The organism is Bacillus sp. z14 (2026), assembly GCF_058313575.1.
In genome coordinates this window covers 157,695-181,669 of sequence record NZ_JBZFQK010000002.1, presented here as the reverse complement: position 1 = coordinate 181,669, position 23,975 = coordinate 157,695, and the positions used below count along the sequence as shown (strand labels likewise).

Below are 23,975 nucleotides of genomic sequence, written 5' to 3'. Positions count from 1 at the left end.
TGATTTATTTTAGATCATCTACTCTCCACAATCCAACCTATCCAATTCTTCATAAAGATCTTCACGTACCTCTTCTGCTTCTTTCTTTTTTACATATAGTAGTTGAAGTGCTTCTACCGCTGTCTCCTTCTCCATATCACGAATGATTTCTGATAAGCGATGTTCCACTTTATCAATTTTTTTCTCCAGTGATTCGTAAGTCTCATTCGAAATTACATGGTGTACAAGCTTCACATTACTCTGACTCTGAGTCACCAATTGACTTGCTTGCTTTACTTGTAACATATCTGCAAGCATATGCTCTCTCGCCCAGGAGTAATTTCCTAAATAAACCTGTAATATTCGATTTTGTAGCCAATATGTTTTTTGAAATAGCTTATTCAGCAAGTATCGATCATGGCTGACCACAATAATGGTCCCCGAAAATTCACTTAATGCTTCTTCCAGCACTTCTCTCGAATCAATATCCAAATGATTCGTTGGTTCATCCAGTATCAATAAATTAATATCCTGGTACATTAGCTGAGCGAGTCGTAATCTCATACGCTCACCCCCGCTTAATTTTTCTACCTTTTGAAAGACTTGAAAACCATAGAAAAGGAACCGGGCCAGAATATGACGGGCTTCCCCTTCTGTAACATGGACCTCTTGGCGGAAGGCCTCCAAAACGGTCATGTCTTTTCCTTCTTGAAATAGCTGTTGAGACAAGTATCCAATCTTCACATTGCTGCCCAGTTTGACCTCTCCAACGTCAGGTGTAAACTCATTCAGAACCAGTTTAAGAATGGTTGATTTCCCGGTGCCGTTAGCACCAACAATCGCAATTCGTTCACCGTATTGAACAAGCAGGTTCATATTCTCAAACAGTGTTTGCGTACCAAATCGCTTCGTAATTCCATGAAGCTGCAGGACATCTTTACCGCTTCGCTCAGATTGGTCGAAGTCTAGGTCCATTTTACGTCTTTCTAAAATGGGCCGTTTAATTTTCTCCATTCTCTCTAAGGCACGTTCCATATTGCGGGCACGTTTATGCAATCCTTCACTCGGTGGATTCGCCTGATTGGCCCATTCCCGCAATCGTTTTATCGCTTCCTTCATTTTTTTGATTTTCTTCTGCTGTTCCTTATATTGATTAAATTCTTCCAAAAGCCGCTTTTCTTTTGCTTGCACGAATTCAGAGTAGTTTCCTTCGTATACGAATACCTCTCCATCGTCCAAATCTAAAATCCTCTTAACTGTTCGATCCAGGAAAAATCGATCATGCGAGACAATCAGAACTGTCCCATCATAGTCTTCGAGGAATCCTTCAAGCCATTCAACTGCACCAATATCCAGGTGATTGGTTGGTTCATCCAACAATAGGAGATCTGGCTTTTGCAGAAGCAGCACTCCTAAACAAACTTTTGTTTTCTCACCTCCGCTTAAGGAAACAAAACGTTTATCGAGCATCAAATCGAGTATCAGCCCATTGGCTATCTTCATAATCGTGCTATCCATCTCATAGCCACCAAGCCGTTCAAACTGCTCCTGAACTTCTCCATACTGTTCTATACTGCGAGCCAATGAGCTATCATTGGTCTCAGTAGCCATACTATGTTCTAATTTATCCAGTCTCTCCTTCAGCTCAATCATATGGCCAAAAGCAGATTGCAAGCATTCATATACCGTGATGCCGTCAGTAAAGTCAGGGATTTGTGACAGCAAGCCTATTGCTGCACCCTTTTTAATGTGAATAGCCCCCTCATCAATTGTTTCGACGCCTGCTATCATTTTTAGAATTGTTGATTTCCCACAGCCATTCCGCCCGACGAATCCAACTCGTTCTCCTTCCTTGATCTCAAACGTAATATTTTCAAATAGCTTTGTTCCGCCATAGTTTTTTTCAATTTGCTGTACACTGCATACAATCATGTGTATGAACCCCTCTCATGCTCATACCCTGTACATGAAAAAAAGCCATAGGAAAGTCGATATAAGACTTCCCCATGGCTTTTGAATTCCTATTTTATCAAGGGTATAGAGACTTATTATCGTTCTTTTTCATATGAAATTTCCTGAAAAGGGCAGACTACCCCCTTGGCGAAATTGCACATGAAAAATGGCACGGATCAATGACAAGTTTTCAAGCCATTGCAAACATACCTTCACAGAACGATTCATCTCTACACCTCCTTTAATGGAATAATTTAGTTATAATTATAAACTTTCAGTCAATTATTAACAACTGCTTTTTTCACTCTTCACAGATATCCTTCCATTCTACGAATGGTCCTTCTGTTCCACCCGATTCAAACGGATTTCTACTTGTTTGCCTACTAGCCATAAAAGGAAAATGACGATACCAACAATAATACTTTTTACTGGTTCGCGAATTAAAGACATAATGTCATGGCCAATATAACTAATAGTAAAGATCATGACCAATTTCCCTGCAAAGACAGCAAGCATATATTGTTTTGGACTAATGTCAGATAATCCGCAAACTATATTTACGATCGCGGAAGGAGTGAATGGGAAACAAAGCAAGATAAACAACGGGCCAAATCCATGATGATTGATCCAGAGCATCGCTTTTTGCACAGCCGAATGTCTATGTAAAAATGAAAGGGCTTTTTTCTTTCCATATTTTCTGGACAAATAAAACACAACCATCGCACCAGCGACAGCACCTGTCCAGGAGAGAAGAAATCCAATCCATAAGCCAAAAGCATTGGCATTAGCCGTCACAAAAACAAACAAAGGCAAAAAAGGAAGGAACGCTTCAACAAACGGGAGCAACAATCCCGGAATGGGACCTAAGTTTCTATAATCACTTATTAATTCGGCTAAATGCTCCAATGTTAGCCATTCTGTTAACCAATTAAGATCCATAGTCTCTCCTCACAAACAAATAACAAATTCAGTCCATACTATATAAATATCCCCATATACATTAGATTGAAACAATCCTTACCCCTATTATATCAGATTGCTGTAAGGAGAGAATTAGTTAGAAAATAAACTTGTCAAAAATGTGAAAAGCGATTATTCTATATAGGAACATACGTTCGTTTTTTTACAGACATTGAAAGGACGCGATTTACATGACCCGCATCCCTACAGAAGAGCGCAATATAATGGAAAAAGCGATCTATCTACCCATGGTCCTCACCGTACTTGCCCGAGACCTTCAAGTGGTAAAAGCATCGCCCCTTAAATTAAAACAACCATACATATTATTAATTGATGAAACCATGAAACAGGTCCAAGCAGAATTGAAGCAAGCAAGCCACTATATGAGGACACATCAACTCAAAGTGGAAGAAACAAAAAGAGACGAATCATTCACCTCCTTTTTATTTCTGTATAAAGGCTATGAGGAATACCATAATTATTTCAATCCCCGTATTCGAAATAAAGTACAGGAATTACTGGAGTATTATTTTTTGAAGCAGTGGACTGACCAACTGAAAAATTAACAGCAATAAGTTTCATCGACCTTCCTTATAACTATTTGATGAATGCATTAAACCATGCTTTGCTTGGAAATCTGAATTCCTATCATTAACTTGCATGGCGTTATATAAATAATGTGTCTTTCGCTCCGTCTCTGCTAAGGTTTGAAGCAGCTTCGACTTCAGCATTGCAGTTCTGAGCATCTGGTTTTCAATGATACTATATGAAACTGGAACAACGATAGATTGCTTATTATGAAAATTAATTTGGGTTTTAGTCGCGTCAATCTTAACTCTGGATACAATGTGTTCATAAGAAAGCCAAATACATGATTCTTTTGCAGGAGATGTAGTAGGAAAAAAGAATAATCGATTAGCCGGTTCTAACGATATCGGCACTTTATGCGAGATACCGAGGAGCTTTTTCGTCGACTGGCATCTCCCAGGATAATCAGCCCCAAAATAATCACAGCTGGATTTTACTACTTCCGATGGCCTAAAAGGTACTAAAATTTCTTCATCAAATTCAATCACTTTAGAATACGTTTTCGATCCGTATTCTACTGGAACAACAGCAAATGTAAATGGACTTATTTCGTAATCCTCTCTCCTGGTAATCACGTTCTTTTCCATAGCTTCCTCCTTATAAATCCTGCAATTAAACTACAATTTCAATATAACATAATATTTTAAAATAATTGGTTTATTCACCAAAATTTCAATTTTAACCCAGAACCCCCATGATTGTTACGGTTAATTCATTTTATATTCTGGGTATATGATAAATAACTATTTCAAACTACCAAAGTAAATTTTCTGAATAATTTAAATATTTAGTTGATTTTTCTTTTCATCTGACTTATAATAAAAAAAAGCAACGGGGGGATATCCATGAATCACGAAAAAGCAAATACAGATATCGTAAAAGCTGTTGATGTGACTGTTGACCAGGGGACCATGGAAGATCTACTGATGGATATGATGATTTACGAAGCTCAACTAACCCATGCACATAGGAAACTGAAAGAAGAAATCGATCATGCCTTGGACAATAAGGACAAAGAAGCATTTATGAAACTTTCCGCCGAGCTAATTGAATTGGAGAAAAACTTTGGGAATTAATTCAAACAACTTGTAACGAATAAATACGGTGTATAAACAAAATCACAGAGCGAGGATCATTTAATCCCGCCCTGTGATTTTCTTGTTTTCACTCTTTAATCACGGTATTTCCCTAAATAAAATGAAAACGTTGACAGTATTTAATCAAATACTTTGAAAATGTTAGGGTCGAATCCAAACGTTCCTTGTTTGAACTATATAAAGTCTCCTTATCAGTTGTGCGAGCAAGAACAGCAGGCATCCAGTGCAATGGAGCCATGTAAATACAAGCCCTCCAACTCATTTGGCAGATATTCATTGAATAATCCTTCGTATTCATTCAAAATAGTTTCTACGATTTTTGGTATTTTCAACATACCTATCCCTCTATTACTATAGTTAGTATAATTCTATTGTCATAAACACACTGTTCGGGTTCTCTTTGTAATCTGCAAACGGCTTACAATATTGAAATCCAACACTCTCTAAAGCCTTTGGGCTGGTTTAAAGGCAGCCATTGATCCAGTTTCCAGACTTAGTTTCTTATAGTTACGTTCCTTCGCTATATTGATAATGTCCTCTAGCAGCTTTCTAGCTACCCCTTTTCTTAAATGATTCAGTGAAGTTTTCATCGATTTAATCTCTCCATGAGTCATATCAAGTTCTTTCAGGGCCCCACAGCCAACTAACTCCTCATTCTCCCAGACACTCCAAACCGTGATATTTGTTTTTTTCAACTCTTCCAAATTTAAAGCATGTATACTCTCAGGTGAAGAATGCTCGGCCATACTGTAAAGATGGCTATTAATTAAAGCAGCCACTTCAGTTCCTCTTAAATCATCCAATTTAATCTTCATTCAATCATCCCTCACCTTTGACGCCCCCAAAAGAATATACAAATCTTTAATTTATGTCTCCTAAATAGACGGGAACCTTATCACCTTTGTGATAGTTGATTACCTGTTTTCTCATTGCACAAGGATAGAGTCTGTATGCTAATAAATCACTTAACGGCAGCCATTCTACTCCGATTTGTCCCTCATCAGGATTTAGTCCATTTTGAATCACTGTATTCCTTCCTTTAATCGTACATAAAAACATATATTCAATTTGATGGGTTTCCATATCAAAAGCAGCATGTTCATGATTTTGTCCGATATATTCACGAATCAGGATTAAATCACTAATTTCAACCTCCTGTCCTATTTCTTCTATACATTCTCTTATTAACGCTTGATGAAAGGTTTCTCCATGCTCTTGCCCGCCACCAGGCAATATATAATAGACACCTTCCTGATCTTCTTTTTTTATCGCAAGTAATTGATCATCCTGAATAATAATGGCTTTAGCAGAATTTCGAATCGGCATCATCGTTCATCCCTTTATCTATGTATTTTAAATTACAAAAAGAGCTGAAAATCCAGCTCATATGGTTATTGATTTGGAATTGAGTCAGCGTTCATATATCGTTCACTGATGATACTGCGATGATGTAATTCATGCCCGGCAATGATAACAGCCAGAGCCCGAACCGTTATATCGCAATCATTAGCTGTGCCTCGGCGCAGCCACTCTTCACTGCGGAGACTTTTTAATAATATAATCGTTGACTGACGGACGATAGAAAAGTTTTGTAGGAGCTCTTCTACTGTTTGTTTTGTAAAGGATGCTTGCTGAACATATTCTTCTTCATTAAAACCTGGCAAGTTTCTGCGTTCTCCTCGCGCGATTGCAAGAAGCCTGTATGCCATGATTCTCTCTGTATCAATCATATGCCCAATAACTTCCTTGATACTCCATTTTCCTTCGGCATAACGGAATTCCGCCTGAGTATCAGTTGTTTTTTCCAGATTGGCAATCGTCTGTTTTATTTGTTCGGATAAAATTTGGATCAAATCACCTTCCGGAACTAATTCTACATATGGTTGATAATAAGGAGCATATTCATTTTGTTTTAATTGTTTTCGCATATTCCCTCTCCTTTTATGTATTTCCTCTATTTATTCCACCTTCATTGCTTAAATTCCTTTATTGCACGATAGCAAAAACAGAGCCACTCCGTCTAACGAAGGGCTCTTCATTTTATTCATTATAACTTTTTATTTTTTATACTTCTCTGCCATTTCAATCCGTTCAAGCATGGTTGGATGACTGTTCCGGAATATTTTAATCAGTAAAGGCGGATTCACTTGGCTTAGCCCCTTTTCAGAAAGTTTCTGAAAGGAGGAAATAGCTGCTTCAGGATTATCGGTCATGTTTAATGCATAGGTGTCTGCTCTTGTTTCCTGCACACGGGATACATAATTTGTAACGGGACTTGCTGCGAACAACAGAATGGACGTGATCAGTAAAAAGAGCGGCAATGACCGAATATCACTCATGGATTCTAAGTGATACAATTCCCCTCTGTTCCGTATGGCTCTTTTCATCCATTTATCTGTCAGCCATAAACCAACCAACATGAGAACCAAATACCCGGCAATACCGAGGTATATATGTTTTTCCACATAATGAGCCATTTCATGAGCCATGATAAATAAAATCTCATCATCCTCTAGGCTGTTCAATGTGGTGTCCCAGAGTACAATTCTGGAATTTGAGCCAACCCCTGTTACATAAGCATTTAAAGAATTGGTTTTCTCTGACATATTTACTTCATACACATGCTCAGCCGGAATATTGGCTTTTGCTGCCAAATCAAGGATTTGTTCTTCCAATACTTTATCTTTCAGTGGGTAAAAATCATTGTAAAGCGGATCGATGACAACCGGCTGAATAAACATGACGAATATCGTGAATGGAATGCATAAAAGCCAGCTATACAGCCACCAGCGAGCGGGACTTTTCCGAATGAGCCAATACAAGACAAGAACAACAATTAATGTCATTCCTAGATCCACCCAAAACTCAATAAAATTATCCTTCATCCAGGAGGAGAAAACCTGAGAGGATATGCCATAGGCAAGCGATATTTTATATCGAATGTATGAAAGCGGCAGGAAGACAATAAATAAAAGGAGTGAAAGCCAAAAGACATAGGCGCTAATTTGAACGGAATGTCTTTTCCAGGATTGCTTCCCCCATTTCTCTAGCCCTTTGGACAATCCAGATATCAGAACAATCGCATAGAATAGCCACTCAAGCGGTGTACTGATAAAAAAGAAAAAGTTTCGTATTTTAGAATACGTTTCACTCTTTTCTAACAATTCCTTATTCATAAACGTAGAGGGATCTGCATTGGTTCCCCTCATCGATTCAGGAATAGCTGTATTGGCACCATGAAAAAGATAAACATATATCGCCAATGCATAAATTAGAAATAGGCCTAATATGATTAAAATCCATTTTCTCCGCAAATATACCCCTCCTCAAACATTCCATCTATATAGTTTACCGGCATTTGTACAAGTTAGAACCTTAATTCATTCTTTCTCCATACGACACAAAATAGACACTCATTTCTCACAAGTTTCCAACAACTTTACCATAACCACTATCTATATAATGGTAAAATAGGGGAGGAATAACAAACAGAGGGGAACTGTTAAACGATATGAAAAAGTTATATATAGGTTTTACTATCTTATTAATTTTAAGTATCGGTGCTGGTATATACTACTTCACTGGTTATAGGCAGTCACAAATGGAGTTTCCTAATGAAGTTACAATGGAATCCACTACCGGTACGGATTATTCATTCAAGGAAATTCCACAAAAAATACGCCTATTGGAATTTATGTATACAAACTGTCCTGATGTCTGTCCAAATACAACCTATCAAATGGTCGATATACGCGATCGGCTTGTGAAAGACGGTCTGTTTGGCGATAAAGTCGAATTCCTGACAGTCACAATTGATCCAGCTCGGGATACACTCCCGATTATGAAAGAGTACGGTGAGACCTTTAAAACAACTGCTGCAGACGGATGGTATGTATTGCGTGGAGATGCAGAGGATACAAGAAAGCTCGCAGATGCATTCCGTTTCCAATATAAAGACCCCGGTTCAGGATTCCTAATCCACACAAATGCCACTTATCTTATTAATGAAAAAAACCGTGTCATTGAAGTATTTGGAATGGGAGAAAAGGATTTTGACCGAGAAGAAGTTTACAAGAAAATTGTTAAGAATGCTGAAAAGATGTAGCTGATTCCAGAAGATTTGTATATAAAGGTGTAGGCAAAAAAAGACAGCTCTTTTAATTATCAAACCAATCAACCTTCTCCATCCACTCTAAGAGTATAAGAAAAGACTGTCCATTGACAGTCTTGTTCTTATGCGGAAATACTATCCCTCGCACAATTAGAGAAACCTAAATTTCCATGAGAGAAGCTTCAGCTTTGCAGCCTGCATAATCAGCTCCAAGAAAATCTAGTAATTCCTGATTTCGGTCATGAAATTGTTCTAACCCTTTATTATGTGATTTCCACATAATCTCTGTGTTTTTTTCAAAACTCTTAAGTTCAAACGGCGGTCGATAAACGAATGCTTTCCCTTCTTGCTCCAGCTTTTCTATCAAATCCATGGTTTGATTATAATGATGTGCACGGTTCTCCATGGCTTGAACCAGTTGCGGATATTTCTTACGCAATAGTTTCACTGCCCATTTTGTCTGACTGTCGAGCTTCTTCCTGTAGCCCGGCGGCCTGGTCAAGATGATGACATGCTTTTCATAGCCATCTGCTATCGCCTTTTGGATTGGTACCGAATCAGCTAATCCTCCATCATAATAAGGAACATTATTTATTTTAATTTCAGGAAACAGGACTGGAATAGCACATGTGGCCCGCAAAATTGTAGCCCCTTTGTCCATTGTTTTACCATCCATGTATTCTACCTGTCCGGTATAGGCATTTGTCACGCCAAACAAAACTTGACCTTGATAGTTTTGATATGTCTCCCAATCAAAGAAATCCAACTGATTAGGAACCGTATCATAGGCAAACGTCAGCCCAAACAGACTTCGCTCCGTTAGAAAATTGCGCACTCCGACATAGCGCTTATCATTCCGGTAAGTAGATATAAAGCGAATCGTCCTGTTTTTTTGCTCAGAAATATAGGAACAAGCACTAATAGCACCCGCAGAGATTCCCAATATGTAAGGAAACATCATCTCTTTCTCTAAAAAACCGTCTAAGACACCCGCTGTATATACCATGCGGAATGTTCCGCCCTCTAAGATCAAGCTCGTATTTTTTATATTGATAGGAATCATCAAAAAGTCTCCTTTATTCATGCTCATTATAGATGTTTATAGATGTTGTTTAAGCCATAAGCCTCTCTTCATCCACAATCAATTGTAACGTATCAAAACTTCTATAACGCTGGTTAATCTATACTATTTTTCCTAGTAAAAAGGAGCTGTCCCGAAAGCCAGGGAAGTATGGCTAATAAGAGGACAGCTCTTACATTCTATTTAAATGGTAGGATAGTAATAAACTTATTCTTCCACTACAATCCGGTCACATAACACCATAATACAAGGACGTTGTTGATATATCTATTGATACCACTAAATAAGTTGAACAACTAATCCTCAACAAGGAAGTTATGCTATGACCCTTTACATTTATTATAAGGCAAATAATATATATTTTTCTAACTGTAATGACTGCCAAAGTGGTGACTGAAAAAAATACTATTTCAATCTTAGTAAATACAAAATTATAAATCAGGAAGTACATCCCCATTTTTATTTTTATTTTAGTATTTCCATATTATCCAAAACAATATATAATGTTATAAATCCATAATAAGGAAAAAGCGATGAAAAGAAGAGTAAGCGCGCTTAAGCATAACAGAGAACTCCAGTAGCTGAGAATGGAGGATGTAATAGCCCGCCGAACCAAGTCTCGGAGCTTCGTATAGGATATTTCATCTGATATTGATTATGCGTCGGTTTCTCCCGTTAAAGAGATAGAGTATAACCAGGCCTTGTCCTGCGTACTCGAAAAGATTTCTGTGGCGACACAGGAATAAACTGGGGTGGCACCGCGAACTACTAAATTCCAAAAGTCTCGTCCCCAAGGTTGTTAACCTTGGAGGTGAGACTTTTTTATTGGCCTAAAAATCAATGTCTGGGAGTGGATTAAATGAAGTGGAAATACCTCCTTTTACTCTTACTTGGAATTGGAGTATCGAATGTTGGTGCATGGATTTATTTGATTGCATTAAATTTAATTATTTTGGATAAGACAGAATCACCCTTAGCCGTTTCTATCCTATATATCCTATTGCCTATTGCATCCTTATGTACAAATTTCTGGTCTGGGACTTTAATTGATCGGTTCAATAAAAGAAAGCTCATGATTTATCTAGATATTATAAGAGCCATTTTTATTTTTATCTTACCGTTTTTAGATTCACTTCCATTTATTTACTTCATTGTATTTATCATCAATATTGCCAGGTCTATTTTTGAACCAACCTCAATGGTCTACATGACAAAATTAATTCCAAAAACAAATCGACAACGATTTAATGCCATGCGAAATTTTATTAATTCCTGTGGTTTTATACTAGGGCCTTCCATAGCGGGCTTCCTTTTTATCATTGGTTCTCCTAATTTAGCAATCCAAATAAATTCTTTCGCTTTGTTCTTTTCAGTAATCATTATTTTGTTTCTTCCAAATGTAGAATTTGGGAGTGAAGATCGTATATATGAAAAAATTAAACCTTCATTAATGGTGAATGATTGGAGAATCATCCTTCAATTCAATAAAACAAATAAACATATAACATTAATATATATTCTGTTTAGCGGAATTTCTGTATGTATGTCTGCCTTAGATTCATTAGAGGCTGCATTTGCAACCAAAGTTCTCTTTTTATCCGAAAGTACCTATGGATTTCTTGTTAGTATTGCCGGTGCAGGAATCATTGGGGGTTCACTAGTAAATACAATCTTTGCGAATCAATTGAAAATAAATGTACTAATGGGACTTGGAGCGTTCTTCACTCCGATTGGTTATCTAATCTTTGCCTTTTCAAACGATTTTATATGGGCTTCAATAGGATTTTTCGTTTTAACATTTTCTTTATCATTTGCAAATACAGGCTTTTTAACCTTCTACCAAAACAATGTGCCTGTAGATATTATGGGCAGATTCTCCAGTGTCTTAGGGATGCTAGAGGCAGTTTTAATCATCATATGTACAGCCTTAATTGGATTATCTGCCGAACTATTTGATATTCGCCCTGTTTATATCATGGGTTCCTTTATTTTTTTCCTGTTGGGGCTGGTCATTAATTTTGTTATATCTGATCATTCGAAAAGAAGTTATTATATTCAAGTATAAAAAACAATAATAATACAGGTACTTTCTAGAAAAGAGAAAGTACCTGTTTTTTGTATTATTTAATAATCTATCATAATCCTTCAATTCGATCCAACCATTCATTTATTAGAACGTTAAAAATTTCGGGCTGTTCAATTTGTAAATTATGGCCTGCTTTATCCAAAATAGCGAAAGTTGCTCTAGGATACTTTTTAATTAATTCGAGTGCGTCCTGATAGCCAACAGACGAATCTTGTCTGCTCAGCAGGAAAACGCTTGGCTTAATAAAATTTGTTTGGTCAATCTCGAAGGAAAATCCATATTGGTCTATGTACGCCATCAAAAATTTTTCATCACCTAGTTTACTGCCGCTTACAATCTCTCGTTTATACCTCAACCATGTGTATTCATCAAGTATGACATTATTTTTGCTGAAATTCTCTACATCTTCCGTTGTTAATGTGGCTAAAAATTCTTCATCCGTCTTAAATATTTGATGTTTCTCCACTCTTCTGTTTTCTAAATAGGGGAAGATAACCGGACAGATAAAAGCAGCACCTAATAAACTATCATATTGATTTTGAATAACTCCTCTTGCTATATATCCCCCATAGGACTCACCTGCAATGATATATTCTTGGTCAGGCAGGATGGCTTGAATAAAATCTTGAACGGTATTCAGCATATCATCAGCATTTGTAATGTCATCATAGTTTTTCGTCAAACCCATGCCAGGAAGGTCAAAATAAATACGACGATACCCATTTCTATCAGTAAATATGGGTTCCATACACCCTTTCATTAATCGATGATCGAGGGAATACCCGTGTAACATTAAAATGGGTTTACCTTCACCTATGTCTTCATAATATATTTCTGCCTGGCAGACTTTGCAATATGGCATCCTATTAACCTCATTTCTAAGCAGTAAATCCTACATTCAATATTCTCTATAATTCGTTCCATGGCCTTCTTGCCCAGTTTATAGAATTAGAAAAAAAGAGCTGGTCACATCATATGAAGCGGACTGCTCGGAGTATCACTCTCACCTATACATATCAATCAGTAAGACTAAAGCCCATATGATCCGTATAAAGTGCATAGGATTCTAATTCAATGATGTTATCAGGTGCTGAAAATGGAATTATTTTTACATTTCTAAGCAATATCATTCCAGATAAATTGGTAGTATTGCCTTCATTAATAATGCTGTGTATATCATCTTCTGCTTCAAGGATTGATTGTTCCAATAAAGACATCTCACCCATAATAGGTTCTTTTGTATTGATTTTGTCGGCAATGATTAAACAATGAGAAGTCGTTATTTGGATTTTTTTATTTTCTTCTTTATGTAGCTCATCTAAGGTTGCTTGAGTTAATAATAAAGTTATTTTTTTCATATCATGTACCGTATTCAACTCATGACCTGTGACAGTGAAACGCATCATATTTCCCCCTTTATCACGAGCATACTCTTCCAAAAAGTCACTCTAAACAAGTAAATTCTCTATTAGGTTTAAGAAATCCTTCTTCAGCTAACTGTTTCTCCACCACATAAGAGGTTCAACAGAAAAAAGCGTTAATCCTTTTGAATCAACGCAACATTTGGTTCATTATACATATTCAAAGTCAAAGCACCAGTAATGTAAAATATCTCTTTTTATTTACCGTTTTTACCCCGTAAATTCAGTAAGGTAAATAAAACTATTTAGAACTCCATCCACCATCAATGATTAATTCTTCACCAGTAACAAATTTGGATTCATCAGAGGCTAAATATAAATAACCGTTAGCAATATCAATCGCTTCACCTGCGAATGGTGGTAATGGTATTGTACCTTCAAATGCTTTCCCCAATACTTCTCGGGATGTCACACCATGACGCTCGGCAGCACCTGTTAAAATGGCTCCTGGATAAATAGAATTTACTCGGATATTATCTTTAGCAAAGTTGATAGCTGCATGTTTTGATAGGGCACGGACACCACCTTTTGCTGCAGCATACGCAGCTGCACCATTGTCAGCGCTTCCAATAATCGCTGCTAAAGATACACAATTGACGATTGATCCACCGCTATTTTCCTGCATATAAGGAATAACGGATTGCATTCCTAGGAACACGGAGGTTAAATTTAAGTTAATAGTACGATTCCATCCATCTAATGTTTCTTCCAAAAGTGTTTTATGAAACGATACACCGGCATTATTAATTAAAATATCAATTTTACCAAATGCCTCTTTTGTTTGTTCCATTACAGTTTTCCAATCTTCATCAGAAGTGACATCTAAACGAGCACATAGTATATCGCCTTCTATTACAGCAGTTACTTCTTCTAACTTATCAAATGCGATATCTGTTGCTACAACCTTTGCGCCTTCACTTATGAATAATTGAACTGCAGCTAACCCCATACCTGACGCAGCACCCGTGATAATTGCTACTTTATTATCTAAACGTCCCATCAAAATCCCTCCATTCGATTAAATGTGATTTTTTATCACACTTAAAACTTAACAATCCATCCATTTAAGGTCAATCATTTTATCTTTAATTTCAAACAATTCATTGCTAAAATAGTAACAGATTGGACGTGAATGTATGGAAGACCTCTTACAATTAAGCTACTTAGGTAAAACGAACTTCATCGTTGCCATTAAGTCCTTAGCAATACTTGCAAACGAAAAAAAGCTTGTAACTAGCAGCACTTTAACTGAAAAACTAAATGTTGAATCGAGCTTTATTAGGAAGGTATTAGCTAAATTAATGCAGGAAAAAATGGTTGAAGGTTTTGAAGGGCGCTACGGTGGTTATAAGCTGGTTGTTAATCCCGAAAAGACAACTCTTTATGATGTGTATGTTGCCATTGTGAAAGACGCACATCCGACTAAAATGGATAAAGAAATCGATGAAATGGACAAAAATATTTTAGATATTCTACTAGAAGCACAACATAAAATAAAAGATGTCTTGAGCCAATATTCTATTAATGATCTTGCAAATAGTTCTTTAAAAAAGAATCTTTTTTGATTTTACCTTTATATTTTACAATAAAACACCTCTACACTATCAAATTGAGGCCGTTTAGTATTGCCATATCTTTTAATCAAAAAAAGCATGCTTCTTGATACAGAAACATGCTTTTTACTATTATTCTACATCTAAAATTAAGGACTCAATATCTACATCATTTTCGATCATATTATTCTCTTTCATGAATTTCACTGTTTTTTCCATACTCTCGATATCTGATGGTTTGATTTCCATATTGAAGTCATACATTTCATACATTTCTTTTACACCATCTAGAGGTAGTTCGGTTTCCTTTGCTGTAATTTCCATGACTTCCTCATAATTTTCATCGATATATTGCAGTGTCTCTTCTTGTACTTGTAAAAATTTCTTTACTAAGCCAGGATTCTTCGAGTAGAAATCTTCACTAGTTGCAACTACAATTGTTCCATCGACCAGCCCTTCACCATTTGTAACCACCTGGTACCCATCTTGAATCATATTATATGCGGTAGGGCCAGCTAGTAACGCAAAGTCGACTTCCTCTGCTACTAACGCTGCTTGTGCAGAAGGTATATCCATTTGAACAAATTCAATATCCTTTTCTGTTAAGCCTTCAGTTGCTAAATAATTGATAAGCAGTTCATGTAAAATTGTTCCCTTTGGACCAGCAACTTTTTTCCCTGCTAGATCTTCAGGTGATTTAATATCTTTCAGGTTTGTAAATAACATGAAAGCCTCAGGAGAACGGCTATACATGCTCATAATTTTGATATCCGCTCCATTCGATGCAGATAAAATGACAGATGTGGCACCGACTGCATTCAGGAATTGGATATCACCTGAAGCCAAAGCCTGAGTTTGTTCAGGGCCGGTTGTTAAATTGGAATAGCCGAATTCAATCCCTTCTTCCGCAAAAGAATTGGCCAACAATCCTTTTTCCTTTTCTACAATAGAAGGAATATTTAAAGGAGATTGCACATAAGTTGTCTGCACCTTATCAACAGTATACGTGTTCTCCTCGTTATTTTTTGTACTGTTCTTATCAGAATCGGTATCTTTTCCACAAGCAACGATAACTGATATGCTCAGTAAAGCAAGTAAAGATAATAACCATTTTTTCATTTTATGTCCCACTCTCACGCTAGTTTTTCTATGATGTTTTTCTTTATTTCTATTAGAGAAGGCGATAATACATCTCTTGGATATTCATATTGCTCTAAGTTAAATTGAGCATGAATCCTTCCTTCATTAACTACAAAGATATTTTGTCCTATTGCTATGGCTTCTTCGATACTATGGGTAACAAAGATTATACTTTTCTTTTTTAGTTGGTTAATTCTTATTAATTCTTTCTGCATTGCCTCACGTGTGAAATAATCGAGTGCAGCAAATGGTTCATCCATTAAGATAATGGATGGGTCATAGGCTAATGCTCTTGCTAATGCGACTCTTTGTTGCATGCCTCCGGATAATTGGTGTGGATAGGCTTTTTCAAACTTTTTTAATCCTATCAAATTCATTAACTCTTCTATTTCCACATCATTAATCTTTTGTTTTTCTAAACCGAATGTAATGTTCTTAGATACGGGTAACCATGGCATCAAACGGGGTTCTTGAAATACAAAGCTAATTTTTTCATTGCTATTAATGGACACTTCTCCTGCATCGCATTGCTCCAGATTGGCTAATATGCGCAGGAGTGTCGTCTTCCCACATCCGCTTTTTCCGAGAATGACACTGATGCTATTCTGAGGGAATTCGACATTAACATTTTTTAAAACATCATGCTTTTTTCCATCTACCATAAAACTTTTATAAAGTTGATTTATTTTAATCCCAGCTATTGTCTATACCTCCAATACGAGTGAATTTCTTGCTAAAGAACGAGAAAATTTTATCGCAGATGACTCCCAGGAGGCCGATCACCAGAATTCCCACAATCACTTTATCAGAGCGAGACATCGTCTGCGCATCCAATATGAAGTACCCCAAACCGCTTGCAGCGGCAATCATTTCAGCACCAATAATAGCTCTCCAGCTATATCCCAGGCCAACCTTCATTCCTAAAAGAATATCTGGGACAGCAGACGGAAGAATTATTTTCAGAAAACGTTGCCTTGGATTTAATCCTAAAACTTTTCCGACCTCCAAAAGCTTATAATCACAAGAACCAAAGCCCTTTTTTATATTTAAAAACATTGGAAAAAAGGAAGCTAAAATGATTATGATTGTTTTGGATTCTTCTCCGATACCAACCCATAAAATTAGCAAGGGAATCAGGCTAAGTGGAGGTACATTTCTGAAGAACTCCACAATATGATTGTAATAAGGAGAAAGGGCAGGCTTTAAACCAGCAATGATGCCTAGAAAAAAGGCGAATACAAAGGCAATCGAAAAGCCGACTAGTACTCTATATAAACTTGCAAAGATATGAATAAATAATTCTCCGTTTTGTACCATTGATACAAAGGTATTCCATACTTGCATTGGACTAGGCAGAATATAGGCACTCCAAACTTCGAAATAGCTGCATAAATACCATGCGATTAAAATACAAGCAATCGGTATCAATCTTTTTATAAGATTATTCATTTGTTATCCTAACTCCATCTCCATTATGGCAGCCACCTTGGCAATATAACATTTCTATTAATTGTTTTTCTTGCTTAGGAGTACTCTGGAAAAAGCAATCAATATCATCCTTCGATGCAAGGCTGACTACATTAGGGATATTATCAAAAAAGCCTGGTGGAATCGGACTGTTTTCAGTTGGTTTACTATTAAGCTTGATTTGGTGATCTCTGCAAAATTCAGTCCATGTTTGAAATATCGTATTTTTCAATGCCAAGCTAGTTCCTAGGTCTTTTAAATCTGTACAAGGAGTGATGATATATAGTTCTGCATCATCATCTTTATATCTATTAGCCAGTTCTTCAGCACAATGAATTAAGATTGGTTGGATAGTAGCGTACTCCTGGCCAATTTGATCATAATGAGTTTTTACATAGGAAATTGCTTTAGGACATCTATTATCACAAAGGAGCTGATTACATCCTTCGTATCGCTCTTTGTATTTATTTTTCACAGTCATCAAGTGATTTTCCTCACAAGTAACAACCTGAAAATCTAAGCATTCTAAGGTAGAATATAATTCTTCCTGTTCATACATTTTTAAAACAACAGGATTTAGCCAAATATATTTTTTCACTTCCTTCTCCTTTCTAATTAGAAGTGATAAAGATTAACAAAATTATTTCTGAATAATATTATCATAAATGATAATGGTTATCAATGAAGTTCATATTCATTTATATCATTGCCAAAGAAAGTAAAATCTGTTAAACCTTAAAATATCTACTGTCCTTACAGTTAGCTTTAATTTATCATCACCAAATTTAAAATAGATATATAAATTAAGGACATAACCTATTAGGATAATAGATTATGTCCTTTGTTATTTCTAGAAAGACTTCATTTGTTTAAATACTTTTATCCATAAAAACTTATTATTTCGCTAATAGAGAATCTGTCCCATTAGCCTCCATAATTACTACTCAGTAGCAGTCTTGGTCTTCAACTTTTAACTGCTTCAACCATTTTCTAACTCGTTATATTGTTGTGCTGAACTAGATGGGACAAATACGATTGGATATTTTCCGCGTAATTGTTTCTTCACTTCCTGGAACAGCCGCAATCCTTTTTCATTGTGCCATTCCTCTAGCTTTACTCCATTTTCCTTTAATAGGTCGGTTTCTAACTCAATCCAATTGCCATATTCCGATATCCATTCCAATAGTTCTTCCTGTAATTTATCTGATATAGGGAAATTATCTATCTCCAAATTTACTCCACAATCATTACACCAAATTGGGTCACTCATAAAATCAGCTTCAAATTTATATGAAGTATGGTTGCAATTTCTATTTTGTTTCCAAATCATTAGTTAATCCCCATTTCAACTTTATAAATGAAGCTTGCAAATATACAATACTATGATTATATCTGTTATATACATATTATTACAAAACATCCCCTTTTTGCTGCATAAAAAATAGAGCTGTTCACAGCTCTGGATAGTATTGTAATATCCCGTTTTTTAAATTTGTATGAATTAAATGATCTTCTGTTTCCTACTTAGTTTAAAAAATCCTTTTTATATTGAACAGCTAGAAATATTCCTGAAGCAATGAATGCAAGAGAATATTTAAATAAGAAGAAAATTTGCCACATATATTCTTTCGGGAAAATTACGTCACATAAAATTACTACGCTTAACATAATGAAGGTACTTTTTAAGTGTATTTGATTTGTTCTTTCGTCAGCCTTACCTATTTTTCTATAAAATACGTACAACAGAATTACTCCGACTATAAGCAATAAAATACCGATGCCAATAAGCATATTCCAATTACCAGTTGATGCTTCCGCCCAAGTTTTTAATGGATAAAAAGTTGTATTAGATATTTCCTCACTTTTCATTTTGATCGCACCCTTTCACATAAGTAAAAATATGGTTAATATCTACGTTAAAGAACTCAGCAATTCGAAAAGCTAAAACAAGGGAAGGAGAGTAATTATTCTTCTCCATCACATATATGGTTTGTTTGGATACTCCCACAGCGTCAGCCAGCTCTTTTTGGGACAATCTTTTTAAAACTCGATGCTCATATACTTTATTTTCAACGTAATCCTCCATTTTTTCTTTCAAGGTCAACACCTTCCTTTTTTTACCATAAATATATAATAAACTACACTTTTATAAAAGTAAAGTAAACTTATACAAAGGATAAATATTATTATGCAAATTAAAAAGGGTTAGAATCCTATCATCGATTCTCACCCTTTTTATATTTATAAAAAAACAGCCTAGAGATGTTCTTTCAACAATCAGGTTTATTACCCTTTAAACGAATAAGATGGACTTCCCTTTACATCCATTTTGATCCTGAAAAGTCCTCCTGATAATGGGTAATTCTTAAGTTGTTCTTCACTAAGTCCCGATTTTGCTGTAGTTATATATAATTCATTTAAATCTTTCCCTCCGAAAGTACAAGATGTAACATTTAGTGCTGGGACCTCTATGGAGCCTATCTGTTCACCTGTTTTAGGGTTCCACCTAGATACTTTTGAACCACCCCAATGGGCAATCCACAACATTCCTTCTTCATCTATAGTCATACCATCAGGCATTCCTTCTTCTTCTTTGAAACTGATAATTTCCACGGGATTTTCAATATCACCCGTAACAAGATTAAAATTAAAACAACTAACCTTTTTAGATAGAGTATCTATGTGATACATAAATTTATTATCAGGTGACCATGCCATGCCATTGGATAAGCCAATCTTACTCAGCTTCTTCTCTACTTTTCTATTTGTATCTAAGCAATAAAGGGAACCTTGTTCTTTAATATAAGATTTGTCCATTGTACCTGCCCAAAAGCGTCCATAAGCATCACATTTTCCATCATTAAACCGATTATTAATCAAGTGACTCTCCGGTTCATTTATCAGGGTTACTTTTTCCGTGGAGTAATTCAAAAAATAAAAACCATTTTCTAATGCCACTACTGCTTCGTCTATATTTCGAGGTACTATTGCCCCAATATATTGTTCTAACTGAATTCCGTGGTTTTCATTTGTATTTGGATTAAAGATGTATATCTTTTTTTCTAAAATATCAATCCAATATAACAATTGTCTTTGCCTATCCCAGCATGGACCTTCTCCCAGTGTCGCTTTTACATCTAGAACCAATTCTAAAACTCCTACCAAGCCAAACACCTCGTTTAGTATTATTTTCTCTATGTCCTTTATTCTATAACGATAAGAAGTAATCCTTCTTTCGCTAAACTGGCTCATTTTACTAACTAGAAATTGGCCCGGCAATAAAAATAGGCACGGATTTCATTCATTTAAAGATGAAATCTGTGCCTATTTTGGGTATCTCCTTCAGAGCTTGAAATTGAATGAATGAAATACTTCTCCAATAATTCCTTTCAGCTGGCGGACACCTATATCTGTGTTTGTCATGATGATTAATCCTGTTTCTTTATAATTCTTTAAAAGGTAAAAGTTGCTTGGACTTTCTGTAAGTAAATCAAAAGAAATGATAACCCCGCAAGGTTGTAAAGATTCTCCTTAATGTTCAGATCAGTAAGCACTCATACACCCCAGAGTTTTTTACAACTGTTTAGATAAAGTATCAAACTCAGTTGCTCTTTTCCTCTTTTCAATAATAATGGTTGCCCCAAGTAACGTAAGAGCAAAAATTACTAAAACGACCGGAAATAGATTCATTGTATAATTCTGAAACAGGATTCCTACTAACGGAGGTAAAATGGTTACCCCAACAGAGCCAAAAGCTACTTGAAGCCCAATAATTGCACTTGCACTCCTTTTCCCAAACCTTCTTGGAGTTTCATGTATCATGGTTGGAAAAATTGCCGCACATCCAAGACCAATTAATATGAATCCACCGTACAAAACGCTGCCTGTTCCAAAAGCAACCGTAATAATTCCTATGAGTAGTGCAATTTCGCTAAACAGTAACAATTTCTGATTAGATAGCCAAAACGTAATAAAACCAGAAATAAACCTTCCCATGGTTAAACTTGCAAAGAATACTGATATTATGAAACTAGCAGTAGCTACTGATAATGACTTCATTTCTATTAAATAACTACTTCCCCACAAAAATATTGTACCTTCTAAACCAACATAAAATACAAAAGATAATAGCGCAAAAACAACTCCCTTTTCTTTTAAAACCGAGCCATTGGACACGGGACTCTCTTCAGACTTTTCGGATCCCTTTTGTTGATTTGTCTTCCAGAGAGGAATAGATAGGAAGAGAATAATAGCTAATACAATTTGAATACCGCCAATAATAAAATAACCGTTTCTCCAGGAAAATTGATTATTTAAAACGACACCCATAATAACTGGGCCGAGAGTTGCTCCTACTCCCCAAAAAGCATGTAACCAATTCATATGATGTGCTTTGAAGTTAGCAGCCACGTAGTCATTTACAGAGGTGTCAATAGCGCCAGCTCCAAAACCTAAAGGTAATGCACAGACAATTAATAATAAGAAATTTTGTGTAAACGCAAACCCTATCAATCCAATCACAGTAAGCAATACACTACCTAGAACTAGTCTTCCCGTTCCGATTTTTTTATTAATTCGCATAGTCGACAAGCTAGAAATAACCGTACAAATTGCAATAGTCATTGAGATTAAGCCTGCCGCACTATGTGCTACATTAAATTCTCCCACCATCTCAGGCCAAGCTATCCCTAAAAGGGGATCGGGTAACCCTAAACTAATATAAGTGGCATAGATGATAAATATAAAAATTATCTTCCGCAAAAAGCAGTCCTCCATTATTCGCTTATGTATAAAGTTTTAGCACAGTGAGCGCCTGATTTAGTCTGGTATCAATATAGCGTGTCTCACCATTGTTCTCTATCTTTAATCAGAACCTGATAGTAGTTAACTACATATCGTTAAAATAATATATCTTCATTTATTAACCTATGCACTAAATTCATGTTGAATCAACAATACACATTGTTCATCTTTTTAATAATCACAGGAATTTCAGATAAATCATCCACAATAAAATCTGCATCGGCTTCAGACCAAAAAAGAAAATTAGCAATAGTACACAAAAACATCTTTTCCATTTAATAGTAGTTCTTTTTCTATTCGCATACCAATCTTTTGAGCAACTTTTTGAGAGGCAGTGTTGTCTTTTTGAATAAGGGCAATCATTTTTTCAAGCTTCAGCTTATTCTTCCCATATTCCATTACCCCTCTGGCTGCTTCAGTTGCAAATCCCCTACCCCAATATTCCTGTGAAATCCAGTAACCAATTTCAATCTCTTTTTTTCCATCTATCAATTGGGGTACCAATCCTGCATGACCTATTCTGTTGTTGCTTTCTTTTTCTAAAATGAGCTTCAATCCATAATTAGGATTAATGGCATATGTATCAATAATCCAATTCAAAAATTTTTGAATTCCTTCTTGATCTCTTATTTGTCCGTTTCCTATATATCGCACAATATTAGGATTCGTTAAAAGTGATTCAAGAAAATCTAAATCATGATTATTATATGGTCTCAGCAATAAACGGTCTGATAGTGTTTCCATCATAAACTCCTCTTCAATTGTAACTTATGGGAACATTGCGGTTCCTTTTCGTTCATTTCAAAAAAATTATCAATCTCTCTTAGATTCATACCAAGCAAGTTTAACAAATACTTTCATTTCTAAATTCACATTGAAATCGTTCCACACCCGGATATTTTTCTCCTAAACTTGTTATCATGAAGCCATATTTACGATAAAAATCCACCCCATCCTTATCCGTTTCAGCAGAGATAAGACAGAATTGATTGGACAGGAAATTTATCATTTTGCTGCCAATCCCTTTTTCTCTTTGTTCCGGAAATACAGCAATATGTGAAATGACACATTCTTTTGGACTAATCATTTCAAATCCTATGCACCCAACATATTTCCCATTGCATTCTAAACCAAATAATTTTCGATTTGGAGATTTTAAATATTTATTGTATTCCTCGTCAATCCTAAATTCTGATGTCGCATAGGAAAGAAGATTCCGTATTAATGGATGGATTTTTTCGGTATTAATTTCTTTCATATCATTATCCTTCAAATGTGTGATGATTAAATAATTCTTCAATTACACGCAATATCCTTCTTGTATTAACCTGGACCATTAGATATATAAATCACATAAAAATCCTTCCTGCAAACAAACAAAAAGACACTAACTCAACACACTCCTAAGTGTTGAATTAGTGTCTCTAGCCATCTATTTGAACCTATATTAACCTCAAGCAACAAAATTGAATCATTCAGCCTTAAACTTCATATTATTACTATTTGTTTACATACTGTAGAAAGTATGAAGTAACATAATTTCCCAAATAATATATAATTAAATTATGGAGGTGAATATAATCAGAAAATATATTATTTTTATAGGTACCTTTTTAATCATTGGAATTATTAACTTTGCATTAACCTCATCGCTTGATGCTTCTTTCTTTGATTACAGTGTGTTTGTTGGCTTCTTTTCTACAATAATTATTTATTTTTTTACTTCAACTGGCGGC

At 35.7% G+C, this 23,975-nt stretch carries 28 protein-coding genes, 1 pseudogene and 1 other annotated feature; of the genes and pseudogenes, 5 read left to right on the top strand and 24 right to left on the bottom strand.

Annotated features, from left to right (window positions below):
• Positions 1 to 18: 18 nt before the first annotated feature.
• The 3 genes from abc-f to AC4G3O_RS06880 all read right to left on the bottom strand — a co-directional run bounded on the left by abc-f (position 19) and on the right by AC4G3O_RS06880 (position 2,871).
• Positions 19 to 1,911, bottom strand: a complete 1,893-nt coding sequence (abc-f, locus tag AC4G3O_RS06890) for a ribosomal protection-like ABC-F family protein (RefSeq protein WP_491135996.1) — start codon at positions 1,909 to 1,911, stop codon at positions 19 to 21.
• A 129-nt stretch (positions 1,912 to 2,040) separates the two neighbouring features.
• Positions 2,041 to 2,160, bottom strand: a complete 120-nt coding sequence (locus AC4G3O_RS06885; protein WP_368072416.1) for an RAxF-45 family protein — start codon at positions 2,158 to 2,160, stop codon at positions 2,041 to 2,043.
• Between the two features lie 99 nt (positions 2,161 to 2,259).
• Positions 2,260 to 2,871 (bottom strand): TVP38/TMEM64 family protein, encoded by a 612-nt coding sequence (locus AC4G3O_RS06880; RefSeq protein ID WP_066101678.1) that lies wholly within the window; start codon positions 2,869 to 2,871, stop codon positions 2,260 to 2,262.
• Positions 2,872 to 3,083: 212 nt separating this feature from the next.
• On the opposite strand from AC4G3O_RS06880, the gene AC4G3O_RS06875 reads away from it, so the two are divergent.
• Complete coding sequence (locus AC4G3O_RS06875) at positions 3,084 to 3,458, top strand: YhjD family protein (protein ID WP_066101681.1); 375 nt, start codon at positions 3,084 to 3,086, stop codon at positions 3,456 to 3,458.
• Positions 3,459 to 3,470: 12 nt separating this feature from the next.
• On the opposite strand, the gene AC4G3O_RS06870 is transcribed toward AC4G3O_RS06875, so the two are convergent.
• Positions 3,471 to 4,067: a competence protein ComK gene (locus AC4G3O_RS06870; RefSeq protein ID WP_066101684.1), complete on the bottom strand. Its 597-nt coding sequence runs from the start codon at positions 4,065 to 4,067 to the stop codon at positions 3,471 to 3,473.
• A gap of 258 nt (positions 4,068 to 4,325) precedes the next feature.
• Between AC4G3O_RS06870 and AC4G3O_RS06865 the strand changes: the two genes are divergently transcribed.
• A complete protein-coding gene (locus tag AC4G3O_RS06865) occupies positions 4,326 to 4,556 on the top strand; it encodes an IDEAL domain-containing protein (RefSeq protein ID WP_066101689.1) in 231 nt (76 codons plus the stop codon).
• Between the two features lie 212 nt (positions 4,557 to 4,768).
• Here AC4G3O_RS06865 and AC4G3O_RS06860 read toward each other — a convergent pair whose 3' ends face one another.
• From AC4G3O_RS06860 to AC4G3O_RS06840, 5 genes and pseudogenes are all read right to left on the bottom strand, one after another.
• Positions 4,769 to 4,912: a hypothetical protein gene (locus AC4G3O_RS06860; RefSeq protein WP_491135995.1), complete on the bottom strand. Its 144-nt coding sequence runs from the start codon at positions 4,910 to 4,912 to the stop codon at positions 4,769 to 4,771.
• A gap of 22 nt (positions 4,913 to 4,934) precedes the next feature.
• Positions 4,935 to 5,392: pseudogene (locus AC4G3O_RS06855) on the bottom strand (GNAT family N-acetyltransferase).
• Between the two features lie 46 nt (positions 5,393 to 5,438).
• Positions 5,439 to 5,903 (bottom strand): NUDIX domain-containing protein, encoded by a 465-nt coding sequence (locus tag AC4G3O_RS06850; RefSeq protein ID WP_491135994.1) that lies wholly within the window; start codon positions 5,901 to 5,903, stop codon positions 5,439 to 5,441.
• Between the two features lie 65 nt (positions 5,904 to 5,968).
• Positions 5,969 to 6,505, bottom strand: coding sequence for a DinB family protein (locus tag AC4G3O_RS06845; protein ID WP_066101702.1), 537 nt, complete (start codon positions 6,503 to 6,505; stop codon positions 5,969 to 5,971).
• A 129-nt stretch (positions 6,506 to 6,634) separates the two neighbouring features.
• Positions 6,635 to 7,891, bottom strand: a complete 1,257-nt coding sequence (locus tag AC4G3O_RS06840) for a M48 family metallopeptidase (protein WP_148630860.1) — start codon at positions 7,889 to 7,891, stop codon at positions 6,635 to 6,637.
• A gap of 197 nt (positions 7,892 to 8,088) precedes the next feature.
• On the opposite strand from AC4G3O_RS06840, the gene AC4G3O_RS06835 reads away from it, so the two are divergent.
• Positions 8,089 to 8,682, top strand: a complete 594-nt coding sequence (locus AC4G3O_RS06835) for an SCO family protein (RefSeq protein WP_139891472.1) — start codon at positions 8,089 to 8,091, stop codon at positions 8,680 to 8,682.
• A gap of 166 nt (positions 8,683 to 8,848) precedes the next feature.
• Here the strand turns inward: AC4G3O_RS06835 and AC4G3O_RS06830 are convergent, their stop codons facing one another.
• Entirely contained in the window at positions 8,849 to 9,751 is a 903-nt protein-coding gene (locus AC4G3O_RS06830; RefSeq protein WP_139891473.1) for a patatin-like phospholipase family protein, read from the bottom strand.
• A 542-nt stretch (positions 9,752 to 10,293) separates the two neighbouring features.
• Positions 10,294 to 10,564, top strand: a binding site (T-box leader).
• A 64-nt stretch (positions 10,565 to 10,628) separates the two neighbouring features.
• On the opposite strand from AC4G3O_RS06830, the gene AC4G3O_RS06825 reads away from it, so the two are divergent.
• Complete coding sequence (locus AC4G3O_RS06825; RefSeq protein WP_491135993.1) at positions 10,629 to 11,834, top strand: MFS transporter; 1,206 nt, start codon at positions 10,629 to 10,631, stop codon at positions 11,832 to 11,834.
• A 70-nt stretch (positions 11,835 to 11,904) separates the two neighbouring features.
• Here the strand turns inward: AC4G3O_RS06825 and AC4G3O_RS06820 are convergent, their stop codons facing one another.
• The 3 genes from AC4G3O_RS06820 to AC4G3O_RS06810 form a co-directional block, all read right to left on the bottom strand.
• The gene (locus AC4G3O_RS06820) at positions 11,905 to 12,717 is read right to left on the bottom strand and encodes an alpha/beta fold hydrolase (protein WP_066101718.1); all 813 of its coding nucleotides are present in this window, start codon (positions 12,715 to 12,717) and stop codon (positions 11,905 to 11,907) included.
• Positions 12,718 to 12,871: 154 nt separating this feature from the next.
• Positions 12,872 to 13,258, bottom strand: a complete 387-nt coding sequence (locus tag AC4G3O_RS06815) for a hypothetical protein (RefSeq protein ID WP_491135992.1) — start codon at positions 13,256 to 13,258, stop codon at positions 12,872 to 12,874.
• Positions 13,259 to 13,517: 259 nt separating this feature from the next.
• Positions 13,518 to 14,276: an SDR family NAD(P)-dependent oxidoreductase gene (locus AC4G3O_RS06810; protein ID WP_066101722.1), complete on the bottom strand. Its 759-nt coding sequence runs from the start codon at positions 14,274 to 14,276 to the stop codon at positions 13,518 to 13,520.
• 136 nt (positions 14,277 to 14,412) lie between these two features.
• Between AC4G3O_RS06810 and AC4G3O_RS06805 the strand changes: the two genes are divergently transcribed.
• A complete protein-coding gene (locus AC4G3O_RS06805; RefSeq protein ID WP_066101725.1) occupies positions 14,413 to 14,841 on the top strand; it encodes an RrF2 family transcriptional regulator in 429 nt (142 codons plus the stop codon).
• A 120-nt stretch (positions 14,842 to 14,961) separates the two neighbouring features.
• Here the strand turns inward: AC4G3O_RS06805 and AC4G3O_RS06800 are convergent, their stop codons facing one another.
• From AC4G3O_RS06800 to AC4G3O_RS06750, 11 genes are all read right to left on the bottom strand, one after another.
• Positions 14,962 to 15,948: an ABC transporter substrate-binding protein gene (locus AC4G3O_RS06800; RefSeq protein ID WP_139891476.1), complete on the bottom strand. Its 987-nt coding sequence runs from the start codon at positions 15,946 to 15,948 to the stop codon at positions 14,962 to 14,964.
• A 14-nt stretch (positions 15,949 to 15,962) separates the two neighbouring features.
• Positions 15,963 to 16,631, bottom strand: coding sequence for an ABC transporter ATP-binding protein (locus AC4G3O_RS06795; protein WP_187393492.1), 669 nt, complete (start codon positions 16,629 to 16,631; stop codon positions 15,963 to 15,965).
• Between the two features lie 25 nt (positions 16,632 to 16,656).
• Positions 16,657 to 17,418, bottom strand: coding sequence for an ABC transporter permease (locus tag AC4G3O_RS06790; protein WP_066101732.1), 762 nt, complete (start codon positions 17,416 to 17,418; stop codon positions 16,657 to 16,659).
• The gene (locus tag AC4G3O_RS06785) at positions 17,411 to 18,034 is read right to left on the bottom strand and encodes a hypothetical protein (protein WP_066101735.1); all 624 of its coding nucleotides are present in this window, start codon (positions 18,032 to 18,034) and stop codon (positions 17,411 to 17,413) included. Before AC4G3O_RS06785 ends, AC4G3O_RS06790 begins: the two co-directional genes overlap by 8 nt.
• A 381-nt stretch (positions 18,035 to 18,415) precedes the next feature.
• Positions 18,416 to 18,766 carry an immunity protein CdiI family protein gene (locus AC4G3O_RS06780; protein WP_066101738.1) on the bottom strand — a complete coding sequence of 117 codons (351 nt, stop codon included), beginning with the start codon at positions 18,764 to 18,766 and terminating at the stop codon, positions 18,416 to 18,418.
• 194 nt (positions 18,767 to 18,960) lie between these two features.
• A complete protein-coding gene (locus AC4G3O_RS06775) occupies positions 18,961 to 19,305 on the bottom strand; it encodes a DUF2178 domain-containing protein (protein ID WP_066101743.1) in 345 nt (114 codons plus the stop codon).
• Positions 19,295 to 19,534, bottom strand: coding sequence for a helix-turn-helix transcriptional regulator (locus AC4G3O_RS06770; protein ID WP_077247964.1), 240 nt, complete (start codon positions 19,532 to 19,534; stop codon positions 19,295 to 19,297). The genes AC4G3O_RS06775 and AC4G3O_RS06770 overlap by 11 nt, the downstream gene beginning before the upstream one ends.
• 188 nt (positions 19,535 to 19,722) lie before the next feature.
• Positions 19,723 to 20,601 carry an SMP-30/gluconolactonase/LRE family protein gene (locus tag AC4G3O_RS06765; protein WP_139891480.1) on the bottom strand — a complete coding sequence of 293 codons (879 nt, stop codon included), beginning with the start codon at positions 20,599 to 20,601 and terminating at the stop codon, positions 19,723 to 19,725.
• A 408-nt stretch (positions 20,602 to 21,009) separates the two neighbouring features.
• Positions 21,010 to 22,197, bottom strand: coding sequence for an MFS transporter (locus tag AC4G3O_RS06760; protein WP_225983657.1), 1,188 nt, complete (start codon positions 22,195 to 22,197; stop codon positions 21,010 to 21,012).
• A 285-nt stretch (positions 22,198 to 22,482) separates the two neighbouring features.
• Positions 22,483 to 22,983, bottom strand: a complete 501-nt coding sequence (locus tag AC4G3O_RS06755; protein WP_175354226.1) for a GNAT family N-acetyltransferase — start codon at positions 22,981 to 22,983, stop codon at positions 22,483 to 22,485.
• Between the two features lie 100 nt (positions 22,984 to 23,083).
• Positions 23,084 to 23,539, bottom strand: coding sequence for a GNAT family N-acetyltransferase (locus tag AC4G3O_RS06750; RefSeq protein WP_306821539.1), 456 nt, complete (start codon positions 23,537 to 23,539; stop codon positions 23,084 to 23,086).
• Between the last annotated feature and the right edge of the window lie 436 nt (positions 23,540 to 23,975).

Bases quoted from the DNA above. Each gene is read 5' to 3' on its own strand.
- AC4G3O_RS06865 (WP_066101689.1), top strand. From the start codon at position 4,326: ATGAATCACGAAAAAGCAAATACAGATATCGTAAAAGCTGTTGATGTG.
- AC4G3O_RS06790 (WP_066101732.1), bottom strand. From the start codon at position 17,418: ATGAATAATCTTATAAAAAGATTGATACCGATTGCTTGTATTTTAATC.
- AC4G3O_RS06870 (WP_066101684.1), bottom strand. From the start codon at position 4,067: ATGGAAAAGAACGTGATTACCAGGAGAGAGGATTACGAAATAAGTCCA.
- AC4G3O_RS06795 (WP_187393492.1), bottom strand. From the start codon at position 16,631: ATGGTAGATGGAAAAAAGCATGATGTTTTAAAAAATGTTAATGTCGAA.
- abc-f (WP_491135996.1), bottom strand. From the start codon at position 1,911: ATGATTGTATGCAGTGTACAGCAAATTGAAAAAAACTATGGCGGAACA.
- AC4G3O_RS06815 (WP_491135992.1), bottom strand. From the start codon at position 13,258: ATGCGTTTCACTGTCACAGGTCATGAGTTGAATACGGTACATGATATG.
- AC4G3O_RS06885 (WP_368072416.1), bottom strand. From the start codon at position 2,160: ATGAATCGTTCTGTGAAGGTATGTTTGCAATGGCTTGAAAACTTGTCA.
- AC4G3O_RS06835 (WP_139891472.1), top strand. From the start codon at position 8,089: ATGAAAAAGTTATATATAGGTTTTACTATCTTATTAATTTTAAGTATC.
- AC4G3O_RS06780 (WP_066101738.1), bottom strand. From the start codon at position 18,766: ATGATTTGGAAACAAAATAGAAATTGCAACCATACTTCATATAAATTT.
- AC4G3O_RS06820 (WP_066101718.1), bottom strand. From the start codon at position 12,717: ATGCCATATTGCAAAGTCTGCCAGGCAGAAATATATTATGAAGACATA.
- AC4G3O_RS06825 (WP_491135993.1), top strand. From the start codon at position 10,629: ATGAAGTGGAAATACCTCCTTTTACTCTTACTTGGAATTGGAGTATCG.
- AC4G3O_RS06755 (WP_175354226.1), bottom strand. From the start codon at position 22,983: ATGGAAACACTATCAGACCGTTTATTGCTGAGACCATATAATAATCAT.
- AC4G3O_RS06775 (WP_066101743.1), bottom strand. From the start codon at position 19,305: ATGAAAAGTGAGGAAATATCTAATACAACTTTTTATCCATTAAAAACT.
- AC4G3O_RS06805 (WP_066101725.1), top strand. From the start codon at position 14,413: ATGGAAGACCTCTTACAATTAAGCTACTTAGGTAAAACGAACTTCATC.
- AC4G3O_RS06880 (WP_066101678.1), bottom strand. From the start codon at position 2,871: ATGGATCTTAATTGGTTAACAGAATGGCTAACATTGGAGCATTTAGCC.
- AC4G3O_RS06830 (WP_139891473.1), bottom strand. From the start codon at position 9,751: ATGATTCCTATCAATATAAAAAATACGAGCTTGATCTTAGAGGGCGGA.
- AC4G3O_RS06850 (WP_491135994.1), bottom strand. From the start codon at position 5,903: ATGCCGATTCGAAATTCTGCTAAAGCCATTATTATTCAGGATGATCAA.
- AC4G3O_RS06800 (WP_139891476.1), bottom strand. From the start codon at position 15,948: ATGAAAAAATGGTTATTATCTTTACTTGCTTTACTGAGCATATCAGTT.
- AC4G3O_RS06860 (WP_491135995.1), bottom strand. From the start codon at position 4,912: ATGTTGAAAATACCAAAAATCGTAGAAACTATTTTGAATGAATACGAA.
- AC4G3O_RS06845 (WP_066101702.1), bottom strand. From the start codon at position 6,505: ATGCGAAAACAATTAAAACAAAATGAATATGCTCCTTATTATCAACCA.
- AC4G3O_RS06875 (WP_066101681.1), top strand. From the start codon at position 3,084: ATGACCCGCATCCCTACAGAAGAGCGCAATATAATGGAAAAAGCGATC.
- AC4G3O_RS06810 (WP_066101722.1), bottom strand. From the start codon at position 14,276: ATGGGACGTTTAGATAATAAAGTAGCAATTATCACGGGTGCTGCGTCA.